Source organism: Adlercreutzia sp. CNCM I-6207 (genome assembly GCF_977072305.1).
In genome coordinates this window covers 75,974-100,162 of sequence record NZ_CDRVLZ010000002.1, presented here as the reverse complement: position 1 = coordinate 100,162, position 24,189 = coordinate 75,974, and the positions used below count along the sequence as shown (strand labels likewise).

15 protein-coding genes are annotated in these 24,189 nt (G+C 60.7%); all 15 read left to right on the top strand.

The window, feature by feature from the left end:
* Positions 1–264 precede the first annotated feature (264 nt).
* A complete protein-coding gene (locus tag ACW4QM_RS01790) occupies positions 265–7,155 on the top strand; it encodes a hypothetical protein (RefSeq protein ID WP_455798143.1) in 6,891 nt (2,296 codons plus the stop codon).
* A gap of 434 nt (positions 7,156–7,589) precedes the next feature.
* Positions 7,590–8,252 (top strand): response regulator transcription factor, encoded by a 663-nt coding sequence (locus tag ACW4QM_RS01785; protein WP_114548458.1) that lies wholly within the window; start codon positions 7,590–7,592, stop codon positions 8,250–8,252.
* Positions 8,253–8,384: 132 nt separating this feature from the next.
* On the top strand, positions 8,385–9,620 hold the full coding sequence (locus tag ACW4QM_RS01780) for a phenylacetate--CoA ligase family protein (RefSeq protein WP_114548457.1): 1,236 nt from the start codon (positions 8,385–8,387) through the stop codon (positions 9,618–9,620).
* A gap of 42 nt (positions 9,621–9,662) precedes the next feature.
* The gene (locus ACW4QM_RS01775) at positions 9,663–11,771 is read left to right on the top strand and encodes a bifunctional diguanylate cyclase/phosphohydrolase (RefSeq protein ID WP_198160985.1); all 2,109 of its coding nucleotides are present in this window, start codon (positions 9,663–9,665) and stop codon (positions 11,769–11,771) included.
* 31 nt (positions 11,772–11,802) lie between these two features.
* Positions 11,803–12,165, top strand: coding sequence for an Hpt domain-containing protein (locus tag ACW4QM_RS01770; protein ID WP_114538943.1), 363 nt, complete (start codon positions 11,803–11,805; stop codon positions 12,163–12,165).
* A 16-nt stretch (positions 12,166–12,181) separates the two neighbouring features.
* A complete protein-coding gene (locus tag ACW4QM_RS01765) occupies positions 12,182–15,178 on the top strand; it encodes a response regulator (RefSeq protein WP_181869642.1) in 2,997 nt (998 codons plus the stop codon).
* A gap of 4 nt (positions 15,179–15,182) precedes the next feature.
* Positions 15,183–16,175 carry a transglutaminase-like domain-containing protein gene (locus ACW4QM_RS01760; RefSeq protein WP_114538945.1) on the top strand — a complete coding sequence of 331 codons (993 nt, stop codon included), beginning with the start codon at positions 15,183–15,185 and terminating at the stop codon, positions 16,173–16,175.
* Between the two features lie 19 nt (positions 16,176–16,194).
* On the top strand, positions 16,195–17,247 hold the full coding sequence (locus ACW4QM_RS01755) for a type II secretion system F family protein (protein WP_114538946.1): 1,053 nt from the start codon (positions 16,195–16,197) through the stop codon (positions 17,245–17,247).
* 5 nt (positions 17,248–17,252) lie between these two features.
* Positions 17,253–17,576 (top strand): hypothetical protein, encoded by a 324-nt coding sequence (locus ACW4QM_RS01750; RefSeq protein WP_041714710.1) that lies wholly within the window; start codon positions 17,253–17,255, stop codon positions 17,574–17,576.
* Complete coding sequence (locus tag ACW4QM_RS01745; protein ID WP_022741577.1) at positions 17,573–18,199, top strand: DUF4860 domain-containing protein; 627 nt, start codon at positions 17,573–17,575, stop codon at positions 18,197–18,199. The genes ACW4QM_RS01750 and ACW4QM_RS01745 overlap by 4 nt, the downstream gene beginning before the upstream one ends.
* Positions 18,199–18,975 (top strand): hypothetical protein, encoded by a 777-nt coding sequence (locus tag ACW4QM_RS01740; RefSeq protein ID WP_114538947.1) that lies wholly within the window; start codon positions 18,199–18,201, stop codon positions 18,973–18,975. The genes ACW4QM_RS01745 and ACW4QM_RS01740 overlap by 1 nt, the downstream gene beginning before the upstream one ends.
* Positions 18,968–19,387, top strand: coding sequence for a S4A5 electrogenic sodium bicarbonate cotransporter 4 (locus tag ACW4QM_RS01735; RefSeq protein WP_114538948.1), 420 nt, complete (start codon positions 18,968–18,970; stop codon positions 19,385–19,387). The genes ACW4QM_RS01740 and ACW4QM_RS01735 overlap by 8 nt, the downstream gene beginning before the upstream one ends.
* 19 nt (positions 19,388–19,406) lie before the next feature.
* The gene (locus ACW4QM_RS01730) at positions 19,407–20,480 is read left to right on the top strand and encodes a type IV pilus twitching motility protein PilT (RefSeq protein WP_114549372.1); all 1,074 of its coding nucleotides are present in this window, start codon (positions 19,407–19,409) and stop codon (positions 20,478–20,480) included.
* Position 20,481: 1 nt separating this feature from the next.
* Positions 20,482–21,321 (top strand): 1,4-dihydroxy-2-naphthoyl-CoA synthase, encoded by an 840-nt coding sequence (gene menB / locus ACW4QM_RS01725; protein ID WP_114538950.1) that lies wholly within the window; start codon positions 20,482–20,484, stop codon positions 21,319–21,321.
* Between the two features lie 86 nt (positions 21,322–21,407).
* Positions 21,408–24,131, top strand: a complete 2,724-nt coding sequence (locus ACW4QM_RS01720) for an AMP-binding protein (protein WP_455798142.1) — start codon at positions 21,408–21,410, stop codon at positions 24,129–24,131.
* Positions 24,132–24,189 lie beyond the last annotated feature (58 nt).

Sequence of the window (24,189 nt, the reverse complement as noted above, 5' to 3'; positions counted from 1 at the left end):
TTGGTCTCGGGCTCTGCAATTTGCTCGTGGAAGACAATGTAGCAAACCTGGGGCCGAGCCTATCCGTTGGAAGTTTTTTTGTCAAGAAAGAGGCCGCGGCATGAGACGGCTTTCGAGCCCCTGGAAAAGGGATTCATTTTTGTGTCCGTTTTGAAACCAATATGAGTGTTTTATCAGGCTTAACCTCCACTTATGCCGAATCTGTTCTTGATAAAATCGAAGGGTTTTTGAGAGAGCGAAATACGTGCGAGAAGGAACGGTCTTATGGTTTCTCGTTTCGAATATCATGGCAAGGAAAGCTTGATGGAAAAGCGCCGCCAAAGGCGCAAAGAGCAGCTGAGGAATCGGACGGTGGCCCTGGCGGCGGGCTTGTTGCTGGCGGGTGTTTGCGGTGTGTCGAGCGCCCTTGCGGCTACTGGGGGTTCGGACGGGTTCGATGTGGTGGACGTCCTGCAGGATACCGCCTCGTTGAGCGCCGCGCCTTCCAGCCTTGTTCCTGCTGAGGACGACGCGCTCTGGCAGGTGGCTGCCGAAGGTGGGAGCGATGCCGCCCTGAAGGAGATTGCGAGCCGGGGTGCCAATCTCCTAGCCGCCCGATCTGGAGGTCAGAGAGCGGTTGAGGGAATGCGAATTACGACTGCCCTGATTAAGGTAGAAGGTGTACTCGATCAAAATTTGGCAAATGATAGCTCCTTCTCCGTCGACTTCAACAAGCAATTCACCCTGCACATTGAGGTGGAAAGCGAGTTGAATCTGGCGAATAAAAAGGTGGAGATCACCGTGCCCGACGGGCTGACCGTGGTGGAGTACCCCATCCCCGAGCGGGGTGACATGGCGGAGAGCGTAACGCCTGAAAGCATTGACCAGCTGCACAGTGTGAACAACTACGGCGGCTACCACCCCACAAATGGCACCATCACCTATTCTCTCAAAAATACGGCGGAAAAGAACAGCTTTAATGTCGTTCTGGCCCCGGACACCGTTCTCTGGAACAGAACAAAGGAGCAGGAGCTTAAGGATTCGCTCAAAATCGAAGTCTACACAGGCGATCGAACATATCAGACAATCTCTGCCACTCCAAAGATTACGGGCAAATACAATGATACGCCTAGTGACAACAGAGCGATCCAGACCGGCCCCAGACTGTCCCGGATTGGCGTGAAGACTGGTGTACCCACGGCGGCGAATCAGCCCTTTGCCCTGCGGCAAATCTGGATAAACCCGGACAAGGACTACATCGATATGCCCCAGTTCTTTAAGAAGCTGGAGCTCACCATTGCCTTGCCATACTACACAGAAAATGGCAACAATATTTATGCGAAACTCGATCATATCACCTGGGATCCTGCGGGAGAGTCTACCAGGCTCAACCTGCTGGATCCGGAAAACCACAAGGGTGGTGACGATAGCTATAAGGACGGCTTTAACTTCACAAAGACGGTAGACGATGCCAATCACACTGTTAAACTGACCTGGGAAAACTTGTACCTGGAGTATGCGCAGGATTACTTTACCCCCTATTTTAAGTGGACGTCCGATTGTGACATCACAACTACAAATGCCGTCAGGTGGGGCAGCGATTCGATTCTCAACACCGGTAAGACAGCCCCCGGATGCTACGAGGGGAAGACGCCCACTACTGGCGATGCCTCCGCAGTGGGCGGAACGATCACCTGGCAGGATGACAGTACGTGGTATCTCTATAATGGCGACTGCACTACGCTCAGCTTCACTGCTCAAGCAGGAGAGAGCATGAGCGTGAATGGAAAAGCCAACAATCAGCCAATCTATAATAATTACGCAAGCGATTCCAATATTATCTATTATCTGGGACAGTTCCATGTGGTCAACCAGGGCGGCGCCGTGAGCGCCAATAAGACGGTGGAATTCACCTATGGAAACAATGATAAAATCGGCGTCACCGCCCAGAAGATTCCTGCAACCACGGGCAATGTTGTGGAAGTCTGGTACACGACGACAACGAACCCAACCGAACAAAAGTACAACGGCACCCTCATCAGCAGCGGCGGCTTTGTCGCCTTTACCACCCAGATGGCAGGACTTGGCAAGGGCGAGTATTTCACCAAGATCAAGGCCAACGTAGGCAGCTATGAGAAGGACTACGTGGGCTATGTGTCCTCCCGTGATCAGGATCCCACGTCGGGATATGCTACCACCTTCGGCAAGCTGCTGACCGCAGACGAGGCTACGTATTCCAACTTTGCTTCCATGAAAATGTACGATACCGGTTCAGGTGATAGCACGGCCAAATCGGGCAACTATACCGTAAAGGTCACAAACACAAGGGGCGAGATCCCCTTGGCCATGGAGCAGGCGTACGAGGAGAATTCCTTGGAGCGGGTGCCGATCCTGAGCAAGACCTCCGCAACAGCGGGAGAGACCATTACCTTCAACGGTCTGCTCAGCTCGTCCGCTTATCCTTATTCTTCCAACAATATTACAACGGATCAGGAAATCTATATCCGTCTGCCGGAAAAGATCACGGTCAAAAACCTCAAGCTATACCAAGAGGTTGGAAGAATGGCGGATAAGGTTTTCCTCCTCGACGCGGTTACGGAGACGGTAACGAGTCCCCAAAGGACCGAGATTGCCAAAGACTCATACAGCTTTGTGGAGGTAACATCTGCTGCCGAAACCGGCTATAAGCTGTACAAGATCACCTTTATGGACGCGGATAACCCCGCAAAGGTTGGCTGGTTCACCGACGGGCTGGGGCAGTACCAGATCGGGATTTCCTTTGATATGGAGATCGCCAAGGACGCCGATGCCATGACCTTGGATATGCGGGACTGCGTACGGTTCAAGAGCGCATCCCTGACCTCCACATCCAACAACGGCACCCTGGCCCAATATCAGGTTATGGATGATAGGGTGCGGTACAGCACCTTCAACGTCAACGCAAAGGGCGCGAAGCTCTCGGTGGTGGCGGCCCGGCTGGGCTTGACCTTCACCTTCGGCGCAAGAATGCTGGACAAGTCAAACACGGAACCAGACTATGACGCAGGCGACTACTCAAACTTCGAGGAAAAGGGCGACAAGGTCTATCTCAAAGATGCGGATCATGTTGTGGACATGCTTTTTACCCTCAAGAATGAAACTGGACGAGTTTTTTCCAAGGACGACGCGCAGGCCTTTTATTACTTTATTCCGGTGCCCAAAGAGGGGGATTTCTGGGATAGTCATATGCAAGATAAGGCATTTGACTTTGACATGATGCTGACGGGAGAACCGACGCTCAGCGGTGCATCTGCAGTCCGCAATCATATTCAGGTAACGTACAGCACCAAGGTTGATGCAAGCGCAGCCCCTGGAGATTCTTTTCACTATAGTACTGTTACGAATGATAACTATGTTACGGCAGAAAAAATTACCAATTGGGGCGATGTGAAAATGATTCGCATCGCGGCTACGAGTGATACCGAAAGCATTCCGGAGGATGCGGATCTAAAAGTTAACCTGCGTCTGAGTCCAAAGTTTGACAGCAGCGCCGATCTTGTGGGCAGCGTGGTCAACTTTGGGCCTTGCGGCGTGTCTCCCTATTCCGTGGGCAGCACGCTCAATCAGGGGCACAACCCCTTGTCACGCATTCAAGTTGAGTTCCAGACGGGCGTTATTGAAGGGAAGGTCTTTATTGATAAAGACTTCGATGGCGTCTATACGGAAGACGCGGATGATCTCTATACCGGTAAGATTAAAGTAAGTGCACCTCATCAGAATGGAGTTGGCGCCGACGACACCGAAAGCCACGAGACAATTACCGAAACGGGTGTGTTTAAATTCACGGGCCGGCGGGCAGATACCTACCATGTGATTGTTGCCAACCCCGGCAGCAGCGATGCCAACGGCGATAATCCGCTGAAGTTTTCTCTACCAGAAAGTGGAGGGGCGTTTGGTCTGGGTGATGACGAGACGACCGCTACGGCCACGGTGACGCTTGAAAAAGGAACAGGCAAAGGCACCGCCGATCTGGCGATTGGTCTTCAGCAACCCCATACTGTTTCCTTTAGTGCAGAAAACGCAACGCTGAGCGCCTCTTCAACCAAGGTGTGGCACAACGATGCGCTGAAGGAGGGCATTCCGACGGTTACGGCCTCGAGTGGCTGGAGATTCACGGGGAACTGGACAGACGAAGCCACCACGTATACCACTGACCAGTTGAAGGAGCAGGTAATCAATGCGGATGACAAGACCTTTGCTGCCGAGGTGAAGAAGCTCTACTCGGTGACCTATGACTTGAACGGCGGAACCGGAGCGGGTGCTCCGGAAACCACGCAGCATGTTGAAGGCGAGAAGGTTTCGCCAAATTATACGGGCACCAGCAGTCTGAACAAGGGAGAGAAGACGATCTTTGTCGGCTGGAGCCTGGAGAAAATCGCGGACGTTCTTCAGGAGGATGCGACTCAAGAAACCATCGGCAAGATCATCTCTACGGATCAGCATGACATGCCCGATCATGACGTCCACCTTTATGCCGTCTATGCGATGGATGCCAATGGTAACAGCAATCCGGATTACAACGACGATGCCGTCCATGTCCGTTATCACGGCAACAATGGTGACTATACCGACATCATCTGTCCCCACCATCATGTGATAGGGGCAAAGGAACAGCTCTCCACCAACGGTGCGGTTTCCGGTAAAAGCCTGGGGCATGATGACGACGCATCGAGTGCTGCCGCTGAGGTAAAAAACCATACCTTTACTTACGGTACCAACATCTTTGTCGGCTGGAGCACTACGCCGATCCTTGACCGTGTGATAAAAACCAAGGCGGATCACGATGACTTGAAAGACAGCATCGTGACAGAGGTGACGATGCTGTCAAAGCCAGGCGCCGACGTTTCTGCGGATGACGCTAAAGATACGAGCAAGTACGCCGATGCAGATGGCAATACCAACGTCTACGCCGTCTGGGCCGCCGATCGCAACGGGAACAAAGTAGCTGACTACACAGAAGAATATCAGCTGACCTATGAAGCCAACGCTAGAGACGGTGACACGGTTGGCGCGATGCCCACGATCAGCGGAGCGCACATCCCCTCCGACAAGGTGACCTTGAGCGACGCCAAGCCCACGCATAGCGATGTAGATGGCAAGAAAGTGGTTTTCATCGGTTGGACCGAAACGCAAACGAATTCAATTTTCGGCCGTGCCGATGAGGCGCCGGCTACGGTTACCGAAGTCACCTTTGGAGCTGCTGACAAGACAGTCTACGCTGCCTGGGGCTATGACGAAGACGACGATGGCGTGGCCGATGCGCTGGAAACGTACTCTCTCATCTACGATCTTAACGGAGGCAGCGGAACGCCTCCAGCGCAAGTGAGCAATATCGCGAAAGGCAGTGAAGTCAAGCTGACCACGGAGGCAGGTTTCCGTCGCAACGCCAATGAGCTTTTCGTCGGATGGAGCGCCACGGAACACGAGGATGCCTTCACGGCGGCCCAGAAGGAGGAGCTCAAGCAGGCTCTCATCACAGGCACGAGCGTCATTTTCGATACGGCGGACAGAACGTTGTATGCCGTTTGGGCTGCCGACCGCAACGGCAACCACGTGGCGGACTATCAAGAGCCGCAGTACAAGATCAATTATGACGGCAACGCGCAGTCGGGAGGGTCGATCGAAGGCTTGCCCAGCGATAGCGAAATCCATCTGACGAGTGAAACCGTCACGCTCAGCACCGCTACGCCAATCTATCACTCTGCCGACGGCAAGAGCATCGCTTTCCTTGGTTGGACGGAGCGGCCCGCCAAGATCCTGAGCCGCAGCGATGACGAGCCGACCTTGGTAACGAGCGTTGCGTTCGACGATGCCGATAAAACCGTCTATGCCGCTTGGGGCTATGACGACAACAGGAACAATGTCGCCGACGTATTGGAGACCTACTCGCTTTCCTACGATTTGAATGGCGGCGTTGGCTCTGCCCCGGCAGGCCAGACCGACATCAGGAAGGGCACGCCGGTTCCGTTGACGTCGGATACGGGCTTCAGCCGGCAGCCCAGAAATCCCGACGGCATCACAGAAATCTTCGCAGGTTGGAGTCGGGCTAAGCACGAAGATGCCTTTACAGCGGAGCAGCGAGATGAAGCAAAGAAGGCGCTGGTCTCGGGCAAAATTATCATGGGAACGGAAGACCTTACTCTCTATGCCGTATGGGCACAGGACCGCAACAATAGCGGAGTACCTGATTTCTCCGAAACGTCATACAAGATCATCTACGACGGAAACGCTCAGGAAAATGGTACAGTTAAGGGGCTTCCCGTTGATGAGGGGCTTCATCTTGCCGGCGACACGGTATCTCTCGGCAGTGCTCGGCCCACTCACAGCGGCCTGAACGGCAAGGAAGTGGTGTTCCTCGGCTGGACGCTCAGTCGTGTCGACGGCATCTTCGATCATGAGGCGGCGCCCACCTCTGCCGATGAGGGCATGGCTCGCGATGGAGCGGCCTCCCACGCCTATGTTAATAGCGTGGAGCTTGTCGATGCCGATGTAACGGTGTACGCGGCATGGGGGTATCAGGAGCATGTTTGGGGCGACTGGGCTGTCGAAACTCCTTCGACCTGCGTTCAGCAAGGAACCGAAAAGCGCACCTGCACTACGTGTGACGCCGTTGAAAGACGGCCGCTCGATGTTCTTCCCCACGAGTGGGAGGCGAATTTCACGGTAGACAAGCCCGTTACCTGCGTTGAGGACGGTCTGAAATCGAATCATTGCAAGCATTGCGGCGCAACGAGATATGCGACGCCCATCCCGTCGGTGGGGCACGTGTTCGGCGGTTGGAAGGCCGATGCGGCGGGGCACTGGCGCGAGTGCACTGTCTGCAACGTCAAGGCGGCTGCGGGGGCTCATGAGTTCCGCGAGGTGATGGCCGATGATGGGCGTCGTCACGAGGTGTGCTCGGTTTGCGGTTACGATCGCGAGAAGCAGGCTATTCTCCCCGCGACGGATGGCGCGAGTGCGGCCAATGGCAGAGGCGGTTCCAGTTGGTTCCAAACGCTAATCCATCTTCCGCAGACGGGCGATCCGCAGGGTTGGTGGGTGGTCGTCCTTTTGGTGGCAACAGCACTTGGGGCGGGCATTTCGGTAGTAGCCTTCGGGCGCATGCGCCGTCTTGCGAGGGGTCGACACGCCAAATAGCGGGAAGGATCATCGGATGGAGCTACGAGAGGACAAGCTCTCGTGTTTAGCAGGAAAGTAGGGCAGGGTGACGCCAAGCAGCCGTCGGGCATCGTATGATTCGCGTAAAATCGTAACATCGCAAAAGGGCGATACGGGATTCGCTTCGGATGGTGCGGATCCGGCGATGCGCGAGGCGAGTCGCTTCGCTTTGCGCACCGTAAAGCATGAGAAAGGTGAACCGATGGGTTTTCCGAGGGAATTAAAGAGAACTGCTGCTGGTGCGGCCGGCTGCAGCTGCCCTTTTAATCCTCAGGGCAAAAAACAGCTCGGGGGGGGGGCTCCCAGAAAACAATAGGCGCCGCAAGGGGCGCTGACCCCTCTGTTGCGACCGCGCCGACCGCGCCGACCGTCCTTGCGGCCGCCCCTTCGAACGGGAGAGGGGGCAGATAGTCGTGGCGAACATCGTTATTGTTGAAGGCGAGCAATGCGTGGCTGATGTCGTGAAAGCCGCCTTCGAGCGCGAGGGCCATTATTGCGTCACGGTGTGTGACGGGCTTGATGCCGTTGACGCCATTGTAGAAGCGGATTTCGATCTTGCCGTTCTGGGCCTTGGTCTGACGGGCATCGACAGTATTCAATTACTCGAGTACATTCGCACGCTCGATATCCCTACGATCATGGTGCTTGACGCCTCTCAAGAGAAAGAGTGCCTGCACTGCATGGAAATCGGGGCAAGCGCCTGCATCATCAAGCCTTTTTCGGTTCGGGAGCTGCTGTCGTGCGCCAATAAGTTTCTCGAACGCGGCGCGCTCCGCGAGACGCTGCGCATGGGCACGACGGAGATCGATACGACGGCGCGGCAGGTGCGCATAGCCGGATGCGAAGTGGTTCTTTCCCCCAAAGAGTACGATCTGCTCATGCTGTTCGTGAGGAATCCCCATCGCGCTTTTAGCCGAGAAGATATTTATGAGCGCGTATGGCACGGTTATTACCCTTCGAAGTCGAAGGCTGTCGATATAGCCGTTGCGCGTTTACGGAAAAAGATGGGCTGGGACGCGGAGATCAAGGCCATCCGCAAATTCGGCTACCGATTCGATCCGCCATCTATGGGTTAATCCGTCATCTTTCCAGCCATCACCTCGCCTTTTCCCTGCGCGATTATCGTGATTCACGAGTGCGAGTTGTTGCCAGTTTGTTAGAATGGGGCATACTCGCAACAAATGTGTCCGAAGGAGAGATGCGCGCCCATGGAAATGACGAAAGAGCAGCTTGAGCTTATCGCCAATCAGCTGGCCACCATTAAGGAGCGGTCGCCGTTCTACGCGAAGAAGTTCGAAGGTATCGATGTCGCGGACGTGCGCACCCAGGCCGACTTCGAAAAGCTGCCCTTTTCCGAGAAAGATGACCTGCGCGCGGTGTATCCGCTGGGGTTGCAGGCGGTGCCCGACGAGGAAGTCGTGCGCATCCACAGCTCCTCGGGCACCACGGGCACGCCGGTTATCATCCCCTACACCCAGCAGGACGTCATCGACTGGGCCACGCAGTTCGCCCGCTGCTACGAGATGGCGGGCATCACCCCGCTCGACCGCATCCAAATCACCCCGGGCTACGGCCTGTGGACGGCCGGCATCGGTTTCCAGCTGGGCGCCGAGCGCCTGGGCGCCATGGCCATTCCCATGGGGCCGGGCAACACCGAGAAGCAGCTGAAGATGATGCAGGATCTGAAGTCCACGGTCATCTGCGCCACCAGCTCCTACGCGCTGCTTCTCGCCGAGGAGATCACCAAGCGCAACCTGCGCGACAAGATTCACCTGAAGAAGGGCGTCATCGGCTCCGAGCGCTGGGGCGAGAAGATGCGCAACCGCATTCAGGACGAGCTGGGCATCGAGATTTACGACATTTACGGCCTCACCGAGGTGTACGGCCCGGGCATCGGCATTTCCTGCGACGCTCACGACGGCATGCACATCTGGGACGACTTTGTCTACATCGAGATCGTCGATCCCGAAACCGGCGAGGTGCTGCCCGACGGCCAGGAGGGCGAGCTCGTGCTCACCACGCTGCGCAAGCAGGGCGCGCCGCTCATTCGCTACCGCACCCACGACCTCACGCGCATCGTGCCCGGCACCTGCGCCTGCGGCAGCCGCCATCCGCGCATCGCCACGCTCACCGGGCGCACCGACGATATGTTCAAGGTGAAGGGCTGCAACATGTTCCCGGCCCAGGTGGAGGAGGTCATCAAGGCCACCGACGGCACCAGCTCCGAATACCAGGTGATGATCGAGGCCGTCGATGGCCACGACGTGCTCACCGTGCTGTTCGAGACGCCGCTTGAAGGCGAGGCGCTGGCGCGCTGCGAGGAGGAGCTCGCGCTCATCTTCAAGGCGAAGCTCGGCTGCACGCCGGAGGCGAAGGGCGTGCCCATGGGCGAGCTGCCGCGTTCCGAAAAGAAGACCAAGCGCATCTTCGACAGCCGCTACTAAGCGCGCCGCATTCGAAAGGGGGCGAGAGCCATCATTACGAGCTTGAGTGAGAAGCAGACGATCCTCATCGTTGATGACTCGATGCTGAATCGCGCATTGCTTGCCGACATGATCGGCGATGCCTACCGCATCATCGAGGCGGAGGACGGCAAGCAGGCCGTGGCGGCGTTGCAGAAAGAGGGCGCGGGCATATCGCTCGTGCTGCTCGACTACGTCATGCCGCAGATGAACGGCTTCGACGTGCTGGAGGTCATGAACAAAAACGGCTGGATCAAGGACATCCCGGTCATCATGGTGTCCGCCGAGTCCGACGCCGCCTATATCGAACGCGCCTACGAGCTGGGCGTGACCGACTTCATCAACCGCCCCTACGACGTGAACATCGTCCGCCGCCGCGTCATGAACACGCTCATGCTGTACCAGAAGCAGCGCACGCTCATGGGCATGGTGGCCGACCAGGTGTACGAGCGCGAGAAGTCCAACAACCTCATGGTGTACATCTTGTCGCACATCGTGGAGTTCCGCAACGGCGAAAGCGGCATGCACGTGCTGAATGTGCAGGCCATGACCGAGATGATCTTGACGCAGCTCATGCGCCTGACCGATCAGTATCCGCTGACCACCGAGGACATCTCGCTTATCACGATGGCCTCCAGCTTGCACGACATCGGCAAGATCGCCATCCCCGAGGAGATCCTGAACAAGCCGGGCCGTTTCACCGACGAAGAGTTCGCCATCATGAAGACCCACTCCGCCGTGGGCTCCGATATGCTGGACGATCTGGAGCTGTACAAGGACGAGAAGCTAGTGAAGGTCGCGCGGGACATCTGCCGCTGGCACCATGAGCGCTGGGACGGCCGGGGGTACCCCGATGGCCTTGTGGGCGACGACATTCCCATATCGGCCCAGGTAGTTGCCCTGGCCGATGTGTACGACGCCCTTACGAGTCGCCGCGTTTACAAGCCGCCGTTCAGCCACGAAGAGGCCCTGCGCATGATTCGCGAAGGGGAGTGCGGCGCGTTCAACCCGCTTATTCTGGAATGCCTGACGGCGGTGGCGGGTGATTTGGAGAAGCGCCTGAACCACGGCATCACGGGCCGCGAGATTTCGATTGACTCGCTGCATTTGTCCGAGGCGACGCTGGATAACGGCGACGCCGAGGCCTCGAGCCGCACCCTCGAGCTGCTCGACTACGAGCGCATGAAGTACCACTTCTTCGCTTCCATGAGCAACGAGGTGCAGTTCGAGTTCACCGAAGAGCCGCCGATGATCGTGCTGTCCGACTGGAGCGACCACAAGCTCGATCTGCCCGAAATTATCATGGATCCCTACAACGATGAGGCTTTCTGCGCGACGTTCGGCAAGGAGAACCTGGAGAAGCTCAGCCGTCTTCTGCGCACCACCACCATTGATGATCCGGTGATCGATATGGAGATGGAAGCCACCGTGGGCGACGAGCTGCGTTGGTTCCATGTGCTGGCCCGCGCGCTGTGGTCGGGGCCGTCCGATCCGGTTTACCTGGGCTCTATCGGTAAGCTCATCGATATCGACGATCGCCAGGCTGAGCTGATCGACCTGCAGTTCAAGGCCTACCACGATCCGCTGACGGAAGTGGTCAACGGCGCCTTCGCCCGCAAGGTCATCGCCGAGCGCTTGGGCTCGGGGGAGGCGTGCGACCGTCATCGCGACCGTCATGTGCTGGCGTTGTGCGATCTGGATTTCTTCAAGCAGGCCAACGACACCTACGGCCACCAGTTCGGCGATCGCGTGCTGAAGCACTTCGCGGAGCGCCTGCAGGAAAGCGTGCGCGGTGAGGACGTCGTGGCTCGCGTGGGCGGCGACGAGTTCCTCTTGTGCATGGAATGCCCCGTCGACCCGCGTCCGCTGATCGACCGCATCCATCGGTCGCTTGAGGGTGACTTCGAAGGCTTCCCGCTGTCGGTTTCCATGGGTGTGGCCATTGCCGGTAGCGATGTGCGCGACTACGATGAGCTGTTCCGCCGGGCCGATGTAGCGCTGTATCACAAGAAGCGCGGTGGCCGCAGCGGGTACGTGTTTTACAGCGATTTGGACGAGAAAGAACGGGATTTGCTGCTTGAAGAGGCGCATACGGCGCTTTCGGGCATCGACAGAGACGAATCTGACCAGTAGACTGTCACCCAAGGGATAAAAGGAGACCGAGATGTCGTTGGAGATTGCTTACGCTGCCATGGGCGGCGATTTGGAAACCGTGCGCGGACGCTTGCTTACCGACGAGCGCATCGAGAAGTTCGCGAAGATCTTTTTGCAGGACACATCGATGCAGACGTTGGAAAGCGCTCTTGAGGCGGGCGACCTCCCCGAGGCCTATCGCGGTGCCCATACGCTGAAGGGCGTGAGCCGCGATTTGGGCTTCACGCCGCTGTTCGAAGCCGCCGCCGCCCTGTCCGATGCGCTGCGTTTGGATGACGCCGGCGTGCCGGCCAACATGGAAGCGGTTCCTGAGCTCATGCCGGCCGTGCGCGACGCCTATGCCCTGGTGGTCGACTCCATCGCCATCATCTAACAAAGGAACCCAGCGAATGACTGAAACAGACAACAAAACGAGGTACGGCCGCATTGCCGTGATTCTTATCGCGCTGGCCATAGTCATCGCCGCGCTCGTTTCGTTTATCGCGATGAACAACGAACGCATCTACGAGCAGAACACGAAGTACCTTCAGGGCTCCACCGAGCAGTCGGCGCGGCGCATCAGCGAGTGGATGACCGACTCTCAGACTGAGATCAAGCTCCTGTCCTCCATGTACGAGAGCACGCTTGCGAGCGTGGACGAGATTAGCGCTGCCGGTATCGAGCAGTTGGCGAACTACACGAAGTTCGATTACACGACGATTTCTCTCAGCGATGGCCTCACCGTCGATGACAAGGGCCAGGAGGCCGACGCGAGCGATCGCGAATACTTCGCGCGGGGCATGGAAGGCGAGTCGGGCGTCTGCGCGGTCGAGAATTCGCTGTTCTACAACGACCTCTCTGTCATTTTCTACACGCCGCTTTACTTTAAGGACGAAGTGGTTGGCGTCATTTGCGGCGCGTATCGGGAAGATTCCATGGAGAAGTTCCTGCGCACCTATATTTTCAACGAGCAGACCAACACCTACTTGCTCGATCGCAACGGCGACGTTATGGCCCACTCGTCCATCACCTATACCAGCGGGGTGAAAAACGCCGTCGATCTGTATCTCGAGGACGAATCCTCGGGCAATATCTCGCGCACCGAGCTGGAGGCGTCTTTGGAAAGCGGCGTGTCCGTCACCTTCAACTACAAGGGGGATTCGGGCGCGGGCACGGCGTACGTCATGCCCATCGAGAACTACGACTGGCTCATCATGCGCACCTTCCCCAGCTCTATCACCGACGGCATGCAGAGCAGGGCGAATGCGGCCGGTCTCATGTTGGTGGCCCTCGTTGGTGGCGCGTTGGCCCTGGTGGCGGGCTTCCTGCTCGTGCAGACCATGCGCCAGCGCCGTAAGCTCTTAAGCGAGAGCGCCCATGTGACGAGCATCGTGAACTCTTCGCTGGCGCTCTTCCAGCGCTTCGCGGTGATCGATCTGGTCGCTAACACCTACGAGTATCTGAAGGACGAGGGCATTAAGGACGACCTGCCGCGCAACGGCGAGTACCATATGTTCCGCTACTACTGGCAGACGCGCTTCTGCGACGACGAGGAAGCCGAGCGCATGAAGACCGAGCTCACGCCGGAGCACATTCGCGAGCATCTGACGCCGGACACGACGTATCTGCACTTCGAGTATCGCCTGAAGGATCCCGACACGGGCGAGGTTCGCTGGTTGCAGGCCTCCATGCTGCCGCTGCAGCGCGACGCCTCCGACCAGGTGACGAGCGTGCTGCTTTCGGTGCAGGATGTCACCGACGTGAAAGAGCGCGAGATTGCGAACCACAACGCGCTGGAAGACGCGTTCCGCGAGGCCGAGCGCGCCAGCCGTGCCAAGACCGACTTCCTCAATTCCATGAGCCACGACATTCGCACGCCCATGAACTCCATCATGGGACTGACGGCCATCGCCTCGATGTATCTGGACGATCCGGAGCGCGTGAAGGACTGCCTCACGAAGATCACCACCTCGAGTCGTCACTTGCTCGGGCTCATCAACGAGGTGCTCGACATGGCGAAGATCGAGAGCGGGAACTTGGGGCTGTCGGAAGAGGACTTCGACCTGCCGGAGACGGTGGAAAGCCTCATGTCCATCATGACGCCCCAGATCAACGACAAGAAGCTGAACCTGAAGGTGGAAATCGCCGACATTCAGCACGAGCACGTGGTGGGCGATCCCATGCGCCTGCAGCAGGTGTTCGTGAACATCATGGGCAACTCGGTGAAGTTCACGCCCGAAGGCGGTACCGTGAGCCTGCGCATCAAGGAGCTGCCGAGCCGCGTGAAGGGCTCGGGCTGCTACGAGTTCACGTTCTCCGACACAGGCTGCGGCATGTCCGAGGACTTCGTGAAGACGGTGTTCGAGCCGTTTACGCGCGCCAACGATTCGCGCGTCACGAAGGTGGAGGGCACCGGCCTTGGCATGTCCATCGTGCGCTCGGTGGTGAACCTGATGAACGGCACCATCGACGTGAAGAGCAAGCTCGGCGAGGGCACCACCTTCACGGTGACGGTGTACATGAAGCTGCGCGACGGCGACGACCAGGATCTGACGCCTCTGGAGGGTCTGCGGGTGCTGGTGGCCGACGACGAGGAGGCTGCCGCTGAAAGCGCTTGCGAGGTGCTGAAGTCCATCGGCATGGAGCCCGACTACGTGTTGTCGGGCGAGGACGCCGTTGAGGCGGTGCGCCATTCGGTCGAGGATGAGCGCAGCTACGTAGCCGTTATTCTTGATTGGAAGATGCCGGGCAAAAGCGGCATCGAGGCGGCCCGCGAGATTCGCGAGATTGTCTCCGACGACATGCCCATCATCATCCTGTCGGCCTACGACTGGACGGCCGTCGAGCAGGAGGCCCGTTCGGTGGGTGTGGACGCCTTCATTGCCAAGCCGCTGTTCAAGAGCCGTCTCGTGCATGTGATGAAGGGCCTGCTCACGTCCGAAGAGGAGAGCGAGCCGACCAGCGAGTACGAGGTGCTCAAGCAGAGCGACTTCAGCGGGCATCGTGTGCTTTTGACCGAGGACAATTCCATCGCCGCCGCCATTGCCCTGGACATCATGGGCATGACGGGCTTGGAAGTGGATCATGCCGAGAACGGCCGCATCGCGGTGGAGAAGCTGCTCGATGCGGAGCCGGGCTACTACGACTTGGTGTTCATGGACATTCAGATGCCCGTGATGAACGGCTATGAGTCGGCAAGCGCTATTCGCGCCGCCGCCGAGGGCAAGGGCCTTGATGATACGACGATTACGCCGCGCCCCGATTTGGGCGAGATTCCCATCGTGGCGCTGACGGCCGATGCCTTCGCCGATGATGTGGCCCGTGCTCGTGCCGCCGGCATGAACGCCCATATGTCCAAGCCTATGGAAATCGAGCTTCTGGTGAAGACCCTGAAGGAGTGGCTGTAGCGGTTTGGCGCGCAGACTGACATACCGCCGCGCGGCGACCGTCGTTGCCGTGGCCCTGATGCTGGCGTGCGCGGCTTTGCTGGTGGCGTGCGGCGGCTCGTCGGGAGGCTCGGGGGGCACGGGCGGATCCGGCATTCCCGGAGGCTCGGGCGACCCGAACAATGGCGAGAGCACTACTTCGGGCCCGGCCTACTCCGTGCCCGGTTCGGTGGCTCTGGTCGCCTTCAACGAGGGCGCCGCCCAGACCGGCAACGAGTGCGCCATCGACACCTCGCAGCTGGCCCAGGGCGTCGTGGGCGCTTCCGCGAGAAACGATGCGCGCCTGAAGTTCCAGGTGGTCAAGGGCGAGATGAGCTACAACTACGATTTGCCCGGCGACGGCACGCCCATCATCGTGCCCATCAACATGGGCGATGGCCCCTACACCTTTCGCGTTATGCAGAACACCTCAGGTAACAACTACGTGGAGCTGTTCAGCGTCATCGAGAACGTGAACCTTTCCAGTGAGACGGCGCCCTTCCTCGTGCCGAACATGTTCGTGAATTACAACGAGTCCTCCGCCGTGGTGGCGAAGGCGCGCGAGCTGGCCCAGGGCGCTGCCAATCAGGGCGATGTCGTGCGCAACATCTACCAGTGGGTGGTGGACAACATCACCTACGATCACGACAAGGCCGCCCAGTTGGCCTCGGCCACAGGATACGTGCCCGATCCGGACGCAACGTTGGCCTCGGGGACGGGCATCTGCTTCGACTACGCATCGCTGGGCGCGGCCATGCTGCGCAGCCTTGGCATTCCCTGCCAAGTGATTACCGGCTACGTTTCTCCTGATGATGTGTACCATGCATGGAACATGGTATATATTGACGGAGAATGGATAAGCGTCGAGATAAGCATTAAGCCGAACAGCTGGACGCGCGTAGATTTGACCTTTGCCGCCAGTGGCGCCGCAAGCACCATTGGCGACGGCACGAGCTATACCGATCGTTACACCTACTAGAAGAAGGGCAGGGGACGCCATGGCCAAACCAAAACTCGATAGCGCAGGCATCAGCCTCTTCTGCGAGAGCGTTGCCATGATGCTGGCGGCGGGCATCCAGACTGACGAGGCCGTGGGAATGCTCTCCGAGGACATTGGGGATGTGGCTCTGCAGGCGACCTGCGAGAGCGTTTACGGGCGCCTGTGCGCCGGGGATACGCTGGCGGTCGCCATGAAGGCGTCCGGCGCCTTCCCCCGCTACGCCGTGGATATGGTGGGCGTGGGCGAGGCCTCGGGCCGCCTGGAGGAAGTGCTGCGCTCCCTCGGCGTCTACTACGACGAGGAGGACCGCCTCTTCGCGAAGATTCGCTCGTCGGTGGGCTATCCGGCGGCGCTGCTGTGCATCATGAGCATCATCTTGGCCTTCACGGTTATCATCATTCTGCCGGTGTTCGAGGACGTGTACGTTTCCATGGCTGGCTCGCTCACCGACGGCTCCTCGGGGGCCGTGGGCGTGTCGGTGGCTATCGGCTGGGTGGCCCTCGGCATCACGCTCATCTGCGCTATCGTGGCTGTGGGCGCTGCCATCGCCTGCCGCTCGGAAGCGGGGCGCATCGCGGTGATGCACCTTATGGAGAAGTTCCCGGCCACCCGTCCCGCTATGGAGCAGCTGGCCGTGTCCCGGTTCGCCTCGGCGCTGGCCGCCTACACCGCCTCGGGCATCAACACCGACGAGGCCATGCGGCGCGCCATCGAGGTGGTGGAGCACGAGGGGCTTAAGGTGAAGGCCACGGCCGCCTACGGGCTGATGATTGACGCGGAAAGCCCGCGCTCGCTCGCTCAGGCCATCAGCGAAGCCGAGGTGTTCGAGCAAATTCACGCGCGCCTGCTCACCATCGGCACGCGCTCCGGCTCGCTGGACGCGGCGCTCGATCGCCTGTCGGCCAACTTCTTCGACGACGCCATTCTGCAGATTGATGCCGCCATTGACAACATCGAGCCGGCTTTGGCCGCCTTTCTCACCATTGCCGTGGGGGCCACGCTCATCTCGGTCATGCTGCCGCTGATCGGCATCATGGGTTCGATCGGCTAGCCATCATGATTCACGGTAAGACAGCCCAGATGCAGCAGCGGCGCACCCGGCGGGTGGTTGCCGTCATCGCGGCCGTGGTGCTGGCCGTGCTGCTGTGGTTTGCCTGGGATATGACGAGCGCCCAGACCGAGGCCCAATCGGCGGCTTCGGTGCGCACGGCGGTGCTGGATGCGGCCATGCAGTGCGCGGCGGTGGAAGGGGCCTATCCGGCGCGCCTCAGCTATTTGGAAGAGCATTACGGGCTCATTGTGAACCACCAGGATTACGCGGTCACCTATGAGGCCTTCGCCTCCAACGTGCCGCCCAGCGTGGTGGTGGTGCCGCGATGACCGAGAAGCTGAAAGGGGCGACCCGGCTCGCCTCGTCGAGCAAGACCTACGGGGCCGGCGGTGTGCGGCGTCAGCGCGAGCGCGATTTCGGGCGCGTGTTCACAGGGCTTCTGTTCGCGCTGTTCGTGGCGACGCTGCTGATGGCCATCCTGGCCGGCACCGACGTGTATCGCGGGCTGAACCGCGAGGGAGACGCGGCCGACAACCAGCGGCTCTCGCTTACGCTGCTTGCCAACGATGTGCGGGCCAACGACCAGATTGATGCGGTGGCCTGCGCTTGGGTGACCGAAGAGGGAGTCGACATGGTCGTCGCCCAAGGCCGCGAGGAGCTGGGGCTGCCCGAAGCAGCCGGCGCCAGCGACACGCGCTGCCTTTTGGACGGCCCGGCCCTGGTGCTGCGCGAGACGCTGCCCTCCGGGGTGTACGAGACGCGCCTGTACCGCTACGACGGCGTCATCATGGAGGAGTACGCCCTGGCCGATGCCCCCTACGACCCGTCGAAGGCCACGGCCATCGTGCGGTCGTCCGTCTTCGACTTCTCCTACGGGGGAGGATTGCTGACCATCGTCACCGATGCCGGACAGACGTCGGTGGCTCTGCGCGCGGCGGGAGGTGATGCGTGATGGCCGGAGGATCCGAGAGTCGTCGCTCCATGGCGTCCGCTTCTGTGGCCGCCCATAGGGCCGAGGCGAATGTCGCCGACGCGCGCCTGGCCCGTTACAACGACCGCATCGGACGCGTACGCAAGGAGCGGGCCGTGTGGCCCGGCGCCGCCTTCATCGTGGAGGCGCTGCTTCTGCTCGTGTTTCTGACGGGCTCGCTGGCGGTGCTCATGAACCTGAACGCCGAGGCCGACCGCATAGGTCGCGAGAGCGCCGATCTGATGGACGGGCTCGTGCTGGCCTCGAATGTGGCCGAGGAGTTCGCCGCCGATCCGATTGCCTTCAAGGAAGCCTACGAGGCCGACCCCATGGCCGATCGCTGGTTGTCGCAGCCGGCGCACGAGGTAGAGAACGGCTCCGACCTCTTGTCTGCCGAGTGCACGTTTCGCACCGAGGACACCGAAGCCGGGACGATGCACTACCTGACGCTTGAGGTGTGGAAGGTGCGGGTTCTTAATGACTCGGCCAAGGCAGCCGAGGAAGGCATTGGATTTGCCCCTGGCGGTCTTTGCTTCGAGAAGTGGGAAGAGAGCCCCGTGTACGCGCTGGAGACGTCGCGCTATGTGCCCGCCGACGGTGCCCGTACCGCCCGTTCGGCTACCGGTGCGGCCGACGATGCGACGCGGTCGGTCGTGCTGGATGATCCTGCGGCGCCGCCCGTGGTGGGCGCGACCGGCGGTCCGGCCGCCGATGGCGCGGACGCGGCTCCAACCGAAGGGGAGGTGTCCCATGGCTAAGCCCCACGGTTCGGTGCGCATCGGTCCTATCAGCCTGTTCACCCTCATCATCGTGCTGTGCCTGGCCGTGCTCACGGTGCTTTCCGTCACGACATCGCTGGCGGAGCTTTCCACCACCGAGCGCCAAGCGGCCACGACCACAGAGACCTATCAGCTAGAATCCGTCGGCCAGCAGTTCGTCGCCGACGTGGACGCCGCGTTGGCTGAAGGCACATTGGAGGACGTTCTGCAGCGCTACAGCGATTCGACTGTCCGCGACGGCGAGCTCATCTCGGCTACGTTCTCGATGGAAAGCGGTCGCACGCTGGCCATCGTGCTGCGGATTCAAAACAATACCTACACCATTGAGCAATGGAAAGTCACAGCGGAATGGATCGACGACGGCACAGGCGAGAACCTGTGGCTCGGCTAGAAAGATAAGGAGAGCTTCTATGGAACTGAAGGCACTGCTGCAGGAAATGATCGACAAGAAGGCCTCGGATGTCTTCATCGTCGCGGGCCTGCCGCTGACCTACACCGCCGATGGCCGTCAGGTGCGCATGGACATGGCGCCGCTCATGCCCGCCGATACTAAGGAGCTGGTGGACGCCATCTACGAGCTGTCCGGCCGCGACGAGCAGATCTTCACGGACGGCCACAACCATGACGACGACTTCTCCTTCGCCGTGCCGGGCATGGGGCGCTTCCGTGTGAACGTGTTCCGCCAGCGCGGGTCTTTGGGCGCCGTCATTCGCGTCATCCCCTTCACGCTGCCCAACCCCGCCGACTACCACATCCCCGACGACGTCATGGCCTGCGCCGACTTCCAGAAGGGCCTCGTGCTGGTCACCGGTCCTGCGGGCGCCGGCAAGTCCACGACGCTGGCCTGCATCATCGACAAGCTGAACAAGGCGCGCACGGGGCACATCATCACCATGGAAGACCCCATCGAGTACGTGCATCGCCACGAGGGCTGCATCGTCACCCAGCGCGAGATTCCCTCCGATGTCGCCACCTACGCCGAGGCGCTGCGCAGCGCGATGCGCGAGGCGCCGGACGTCATCCTGCTCGGCGAGATGCGCGACCAGGAGACCATCGGCACCGCTATGACCGCCGCCGAGATGGCCCAGCTTCTATTCTCCACCCTGCACACCACGGGCGCCTCCTCCACGGTGGACCGCATCATCGACGCCTTCCCGGCCAACCAGCAGCGCCAGATTCGCATGCAGCTGTCGCTTGTGCTGCAGGCCGTGGTGAGCCAGCAGCTCGTGCCCACGGTGGACGGGGGTATCGTACCCGTCTTCGAGATCATGACCGCCACGCCGGCCATCCGCAACCTCATCCGCGAGGAGAAGACCCATCAGATCGACTCGGTTATCGCCTCGTCGTCCGGCGCCGGCATGCGCACCATGGACCAGAGCCTGCACCGCCTGGTGAAAGAGGGCACGATTTCCAAGGAAGTGGCCTTGCAGCACGCCATCCACCAGGAAGCCCTGAAGAAGCGCTTCGAAACAGAAGGGATGTAAGTTGAGCAACTACGATTGGAAGTGCGGTAAAGAGTACCGCGAGATTCGCTACGAGTTGTGCGATGGGGTGGCGAAGATCTCCATCAATCGGCCCGAGCGGCGCAACGCGTTCACCCCGCTGACGGTGATGGAGATGTACGACGCCTTCTCCGAGGCGCGCGATGATGCGTCCGTGGGCGTCATTCTGCTGACCGGCGTGAACCACGGCGGCCGCCACGAGGACGAGGCGTTCTGCTCCGGCGGCGACCAGAAGAAGCGCGGCAACGGAGGGTACGTGGGCGAGGACAACATCCCGCGCCTGAATGTGCTCGATTTGCAGCGGCTCATCCGCGTAGTGCCTAAGCCCGTCATCGCCATGGTGAACGGCTACGCCATCGGCGGAGGGCATGTGCTCTCTATTCTGTGCGACCTCACCATTGCGGCCGATACGGCGAAGTTTGGCCAGACCGGGCCTAAGGTGGGCTCTTTCGATGCCGGCTACGGCGCGGGGTATCTGGCCGCCATCGTGGGTCAGAAAAAGGCTCGCGAGATCTGGTACCTCTGCCGCCAGTACACGGCCGACGAGGCGTTGGAAATGGGCCTCGTGAACAAGGTCGTGCCCTTCGACGATTTGGAAGACGAGTGCATGGCCTGGGCCGCCGAGATGATGCAGTTTTCCCCCACAGCCCTGCGCTTCATGAAGGCATCGTTCAACGCCGCCACCGACGGCCTTGCGGGTCTGCAGCAGCTGGCCGGCGACGCCACACTTCTGTACTACACCACCGACGAGGCCAAAGAGGGCCGCGACGCCTTCAAGGAGAAGCGCGCCCCCGACTTCACCCAGTTCCCGAAGTTTCCGTAGGATGCTTCGCCCCCCTGCCGCAGCCGGCGGGGGGCTTCCTGTGCCCTGTTCAGCTTATCGCGCCCAAGGAGTTCCACGAGCCGTTCATGATCGATATCTTCGAAAGCACCGCGCAGTTGCGCCCTGAGGCCGTGTTCTTCACGGCGGTCGATCGGCGCGGCAACGAGACGGCCTACACCTATCGCCAGGCGAGGCTCATCGCCTCTCAGCTCGCGCGGCGGCTGCGGGATAAGGGCGTCTTCCCAGGCGATGCGGTGGCGGTGGATCTGCCGAACGGCCCCATGTACGTGTTCCTTGCCTTGGCGGCGGCCTACGGGGGGTTCGCCCTGGTGGCGCTGAACCACCGGCTGACCGACGCCGAGAAGCTCACGCGCGTGCTGGAGCTGGAACGGGCGGGGCTGCGCGTGGCCTACACGGTGGACGCGGCCGGCGAGCCCAAGCTCTTCGAGGCGGTGTGCAACTCGCTTCTGCGCAACGAGCGGGCGGGACGGGTGGACGACTCTCTCGGCGGCTCAGTCGAGGATGCCATCCACTTCGCCGAACGAGCCGCCCATGTCTTCGATTCCAGCCATCGGGCCCTCATCATGTTCACCTCCGGCACGACGGGCAAGCCCAAGGCGGCCGAGCTCACCTGGGGCAACCTCGTGGAGGCGTCGAAGGCGTCGAACCGGGTGCTTTCTGGGCGCGTTCGGGGGCGCGGCCTGTGGCAAGCGGTGCTGCCGTTTTTCCACGTGGGCGGTTTTCAGGTGCTTGTGCGCAGCGTCTGCAGCCGCTGGCCTCTGCGTATTTACGAGCGCTTCGACGCGGCGGCGGTGCTGCGTGACGCCGAGGTGATGCACGCCACCCATATCTCGGTGGTGGACAAGATGCTGCAGGACATGCTGAATGCGCGGCCGAGCGCGCTGGCCCAGTACGAGTGCGTGCTGCTCGGCGGCGGCCCGCTGAACGCGAAGACCGTGGCCCGGGCTCTGGAGGCCGGCGGGCGCGTGTATGCCAGCTACGGCATGACCGAGACGTCGAGCCAAGTGGCGAACACGCTGATCACGCCCCAGTTCACGGGAGGTATGCGGCTTCTGCCAGGTTATTCGGCCCGTATTGTGGAACCGGACGCAGCCGGCTTCGGCCGTTTGGCCCTGCGCGGGCCGGGGGTGTTCGGCGGCTACGCCAACGCTCGGGCGCCCTTCACCGTGGACGGTTTCTTCCTCACGGGCGATACGGCGGCGCTGCACGACGGCTGCCTTTACGTGCGCGAGCGCACCGGCGACATGTTCATTTCCGGCGGTGAGAACGTGTACCCGGCCGAGATCGTCGATGCCCTGGTGCGCATTCCCGGCGTGGCCGACGCCTACGTGTTCGGCCTGCCCGACGCGCGCTGGGGCCGGCGCCCGGCAGCGGTGGTAGAGCTGACGCCGGACGCCCCGCTCATCAGCACGCGCACGCTGCGGGAGGCCCTTTCCCAGCGGCTGTCGAAGTTGTACGTGCCCGAGCAGATCTCCATTGTGGACGAGCTGCCTCGCTCGGGCATCGGTAAGATCGATCGCGCCGCTTGCGAGGCGCTGTTCCACGAGAACATCGACATTCGGCGCGTGGTGCTGCATCATGGGCGCCTGCCGTTTTCCAAGCCCTTCAAAACGCCGAAGGAGACGCTGACCTACCGCGACACGGTGATTGTCGAGGTGATCGATCGCAAGAGCCGCGTAGGGCTGGGGGAATGCACGGCCTTCGACACTGATTGGTATCTGCCCGAGACCCTCGGCGACGATCTGCGCGTGCTGCGCGACGTGCTGGCGCCCCGGGTCATCGCCGGCACGTACCTGCACCCGCGCGAGGTGGCGGCCGACCTGTTCTCGCTGGAAGGTGCGGAGGCGTTCCCCATGGCGGTGAGCGCTTTGGAGATGGCCTGCTGGGACTTGTACGGCAAGGTTACGGAAAAACCCCTGTGGAAGCTGCTCGGCGAGGAGTTCGACCGTATGAACCGGGTCGCTGCGGCCCTCGAGGGAGACGACGCCGCTGTGGCTTTGGCGCACTCCGGGGATCGACGCGGGGCGACGCGCAAGGTGTACAGCGGCGCGGTGGTGGGCCTGGGCACGCCCGCCCAAACGGTGGCCGAAGTGCGCGAGTGCGTGGACGCGGGCTACCAGCGCATTAAGTTGAAGGTGGCTCCCGGTCGGGGGCTTCCGGCGGTACGCGCGGTGCGTCGGGCGTTCCCGCATCTGCTTATCACCCTGGACGCGAACCAGAGCTTCGGCCTGCACAACCTGGCCGAGCTGCGCTCCTACGACGAGCTGGATATCGGCTGGATCGAAGAGCCACTGAACCTGGCCGCCGCCGGGGGCGAGCGGGCTTTGCGAGACCCTTTCACCCGACTCGCGTCGTTCCAGCATACGCTGGCCATGCCCATCTGCGTGGACGAATCCTTCGTGAACGCCGAAGAGGCCGCCGGCTTGTTCGAGCATCCCGAGTTGCGCTGCGCCATGGTGAAGATCGGGAAGTTCGGCGGCATCGAGCGGTCGCTCGCCTTCGTGCACCGAGCGCTGGCCGAGGGCCGCGAGGTTTGCATGAGCGGCATGTACGATACCGGCGTGTCGCGGTTTGCCCACGCGGCCTTCCAAACGCTGCCCGGAGTGGTCATCCCCGGCGATCTGGGCGCCACGGCGCGCTACTTCGACGCCGACCTCACGGTGCCTGCCTATACCGCCCCCGACGGCATCATCACGCTGAACGCCCCGGGCCACGAGACGGGCATCGGCTGCTCGCTGAATGCCGCAGCGGTGGCCGCCGTTCGGCAGCATCGCTATGTCATCGAGTAGGCGCGGACGCACCTGGCTCATCTGGCAGGCCTTCTCCCTAAAATCGTGAATTTTGAGC

What these genes read in the sequence shown, in the direction of transcription:
- ACW4QM_RS01790 (WP_455798143.1), top strand. Translation starts at nt 265, where the DNA reads ATGGTTTCTCGTTTCGAATATCATGGCAAGGAAAGCTTGATGGAAAAG.
- ACW4QM_RS01780 (WP_114548457.1), top strand. Translation starts at nt 8,385, where the DNA reads ATGGAAATGACGAAAGAGCAGCTTGAGCTTATCGCCAATCAGCTGGCC.
- ACW4QM_RS01770 (WP_114538943.1), top strand. Translation starts at nt 11,803, where the DNA reads ATGTCGTTGGAGATTGCTTACGCTGCCATGGGCGGCGATTTGGAAACC.
- ACW4QM_RS01765 (WP_181869642.1), top strand. Translation starts at nt 12,182, where the DNA reads ATGACTGAAACAGACAACAAAACGAGGTACGGCCGCATTGCCGTGATT.
- ACW4QM_RS01755 (WP_114538946.1), top strand. Translation starts at nt 16,195, where the DNA reads ATGGCCAAACCAAAACTCGATAGCGCAGGCATCAGCCTCTTCTGCGAG.
- ACW4QM_RS01750 (WP_041714710.1), top strand. Translation starts at nt 17,253, where the DNA reads ATGATTCACGGTAAGACAGCCCAGATGCAGCAGCGGCGCACCCGGCGG.
- ACW4QM_RS01745 (WP_022741577.1), top strand. Translation starts at nt 17,573, where the DNA reads ATGACCGAGAAGCTGAAAGGGGCGACCCGGCTCGCCTCGTCGAGCAAG.
- ACW4QM_RS01740 (WP_114538947.1), top strand. Translation starts at nt 18,199, where the DNA reads ATGGCCGGAGGATCCGAGAGTCGTCGCTCCATGGCGTCCGCTTCTGTG.
- ACW4QM_RS01735 (WP_114538948.1), top strand. Translation starts at nt 18,968, where the DNA reads ATGGCTAAGCCCCACGGTTCGGTGCGCATCGGTCCTATCAGCCTGTTC.
- ACW4QM_RS01730 (WP_114549372.1), top strand. Translation starts at nt 19,407, where the DNA reads ATGGAACTGAAGGCACTGCTGCAGGAAATGATCGACAAGAAGGCCTCG.
- ACW4QM_RS01720 (WP_455798142.1), top strand. Translation starts at nt 21,408, where the DNA reads ATGATCGATATCTTCGAAAGCACCGCGCAGTTGCGCCCTGAGGCCGTG.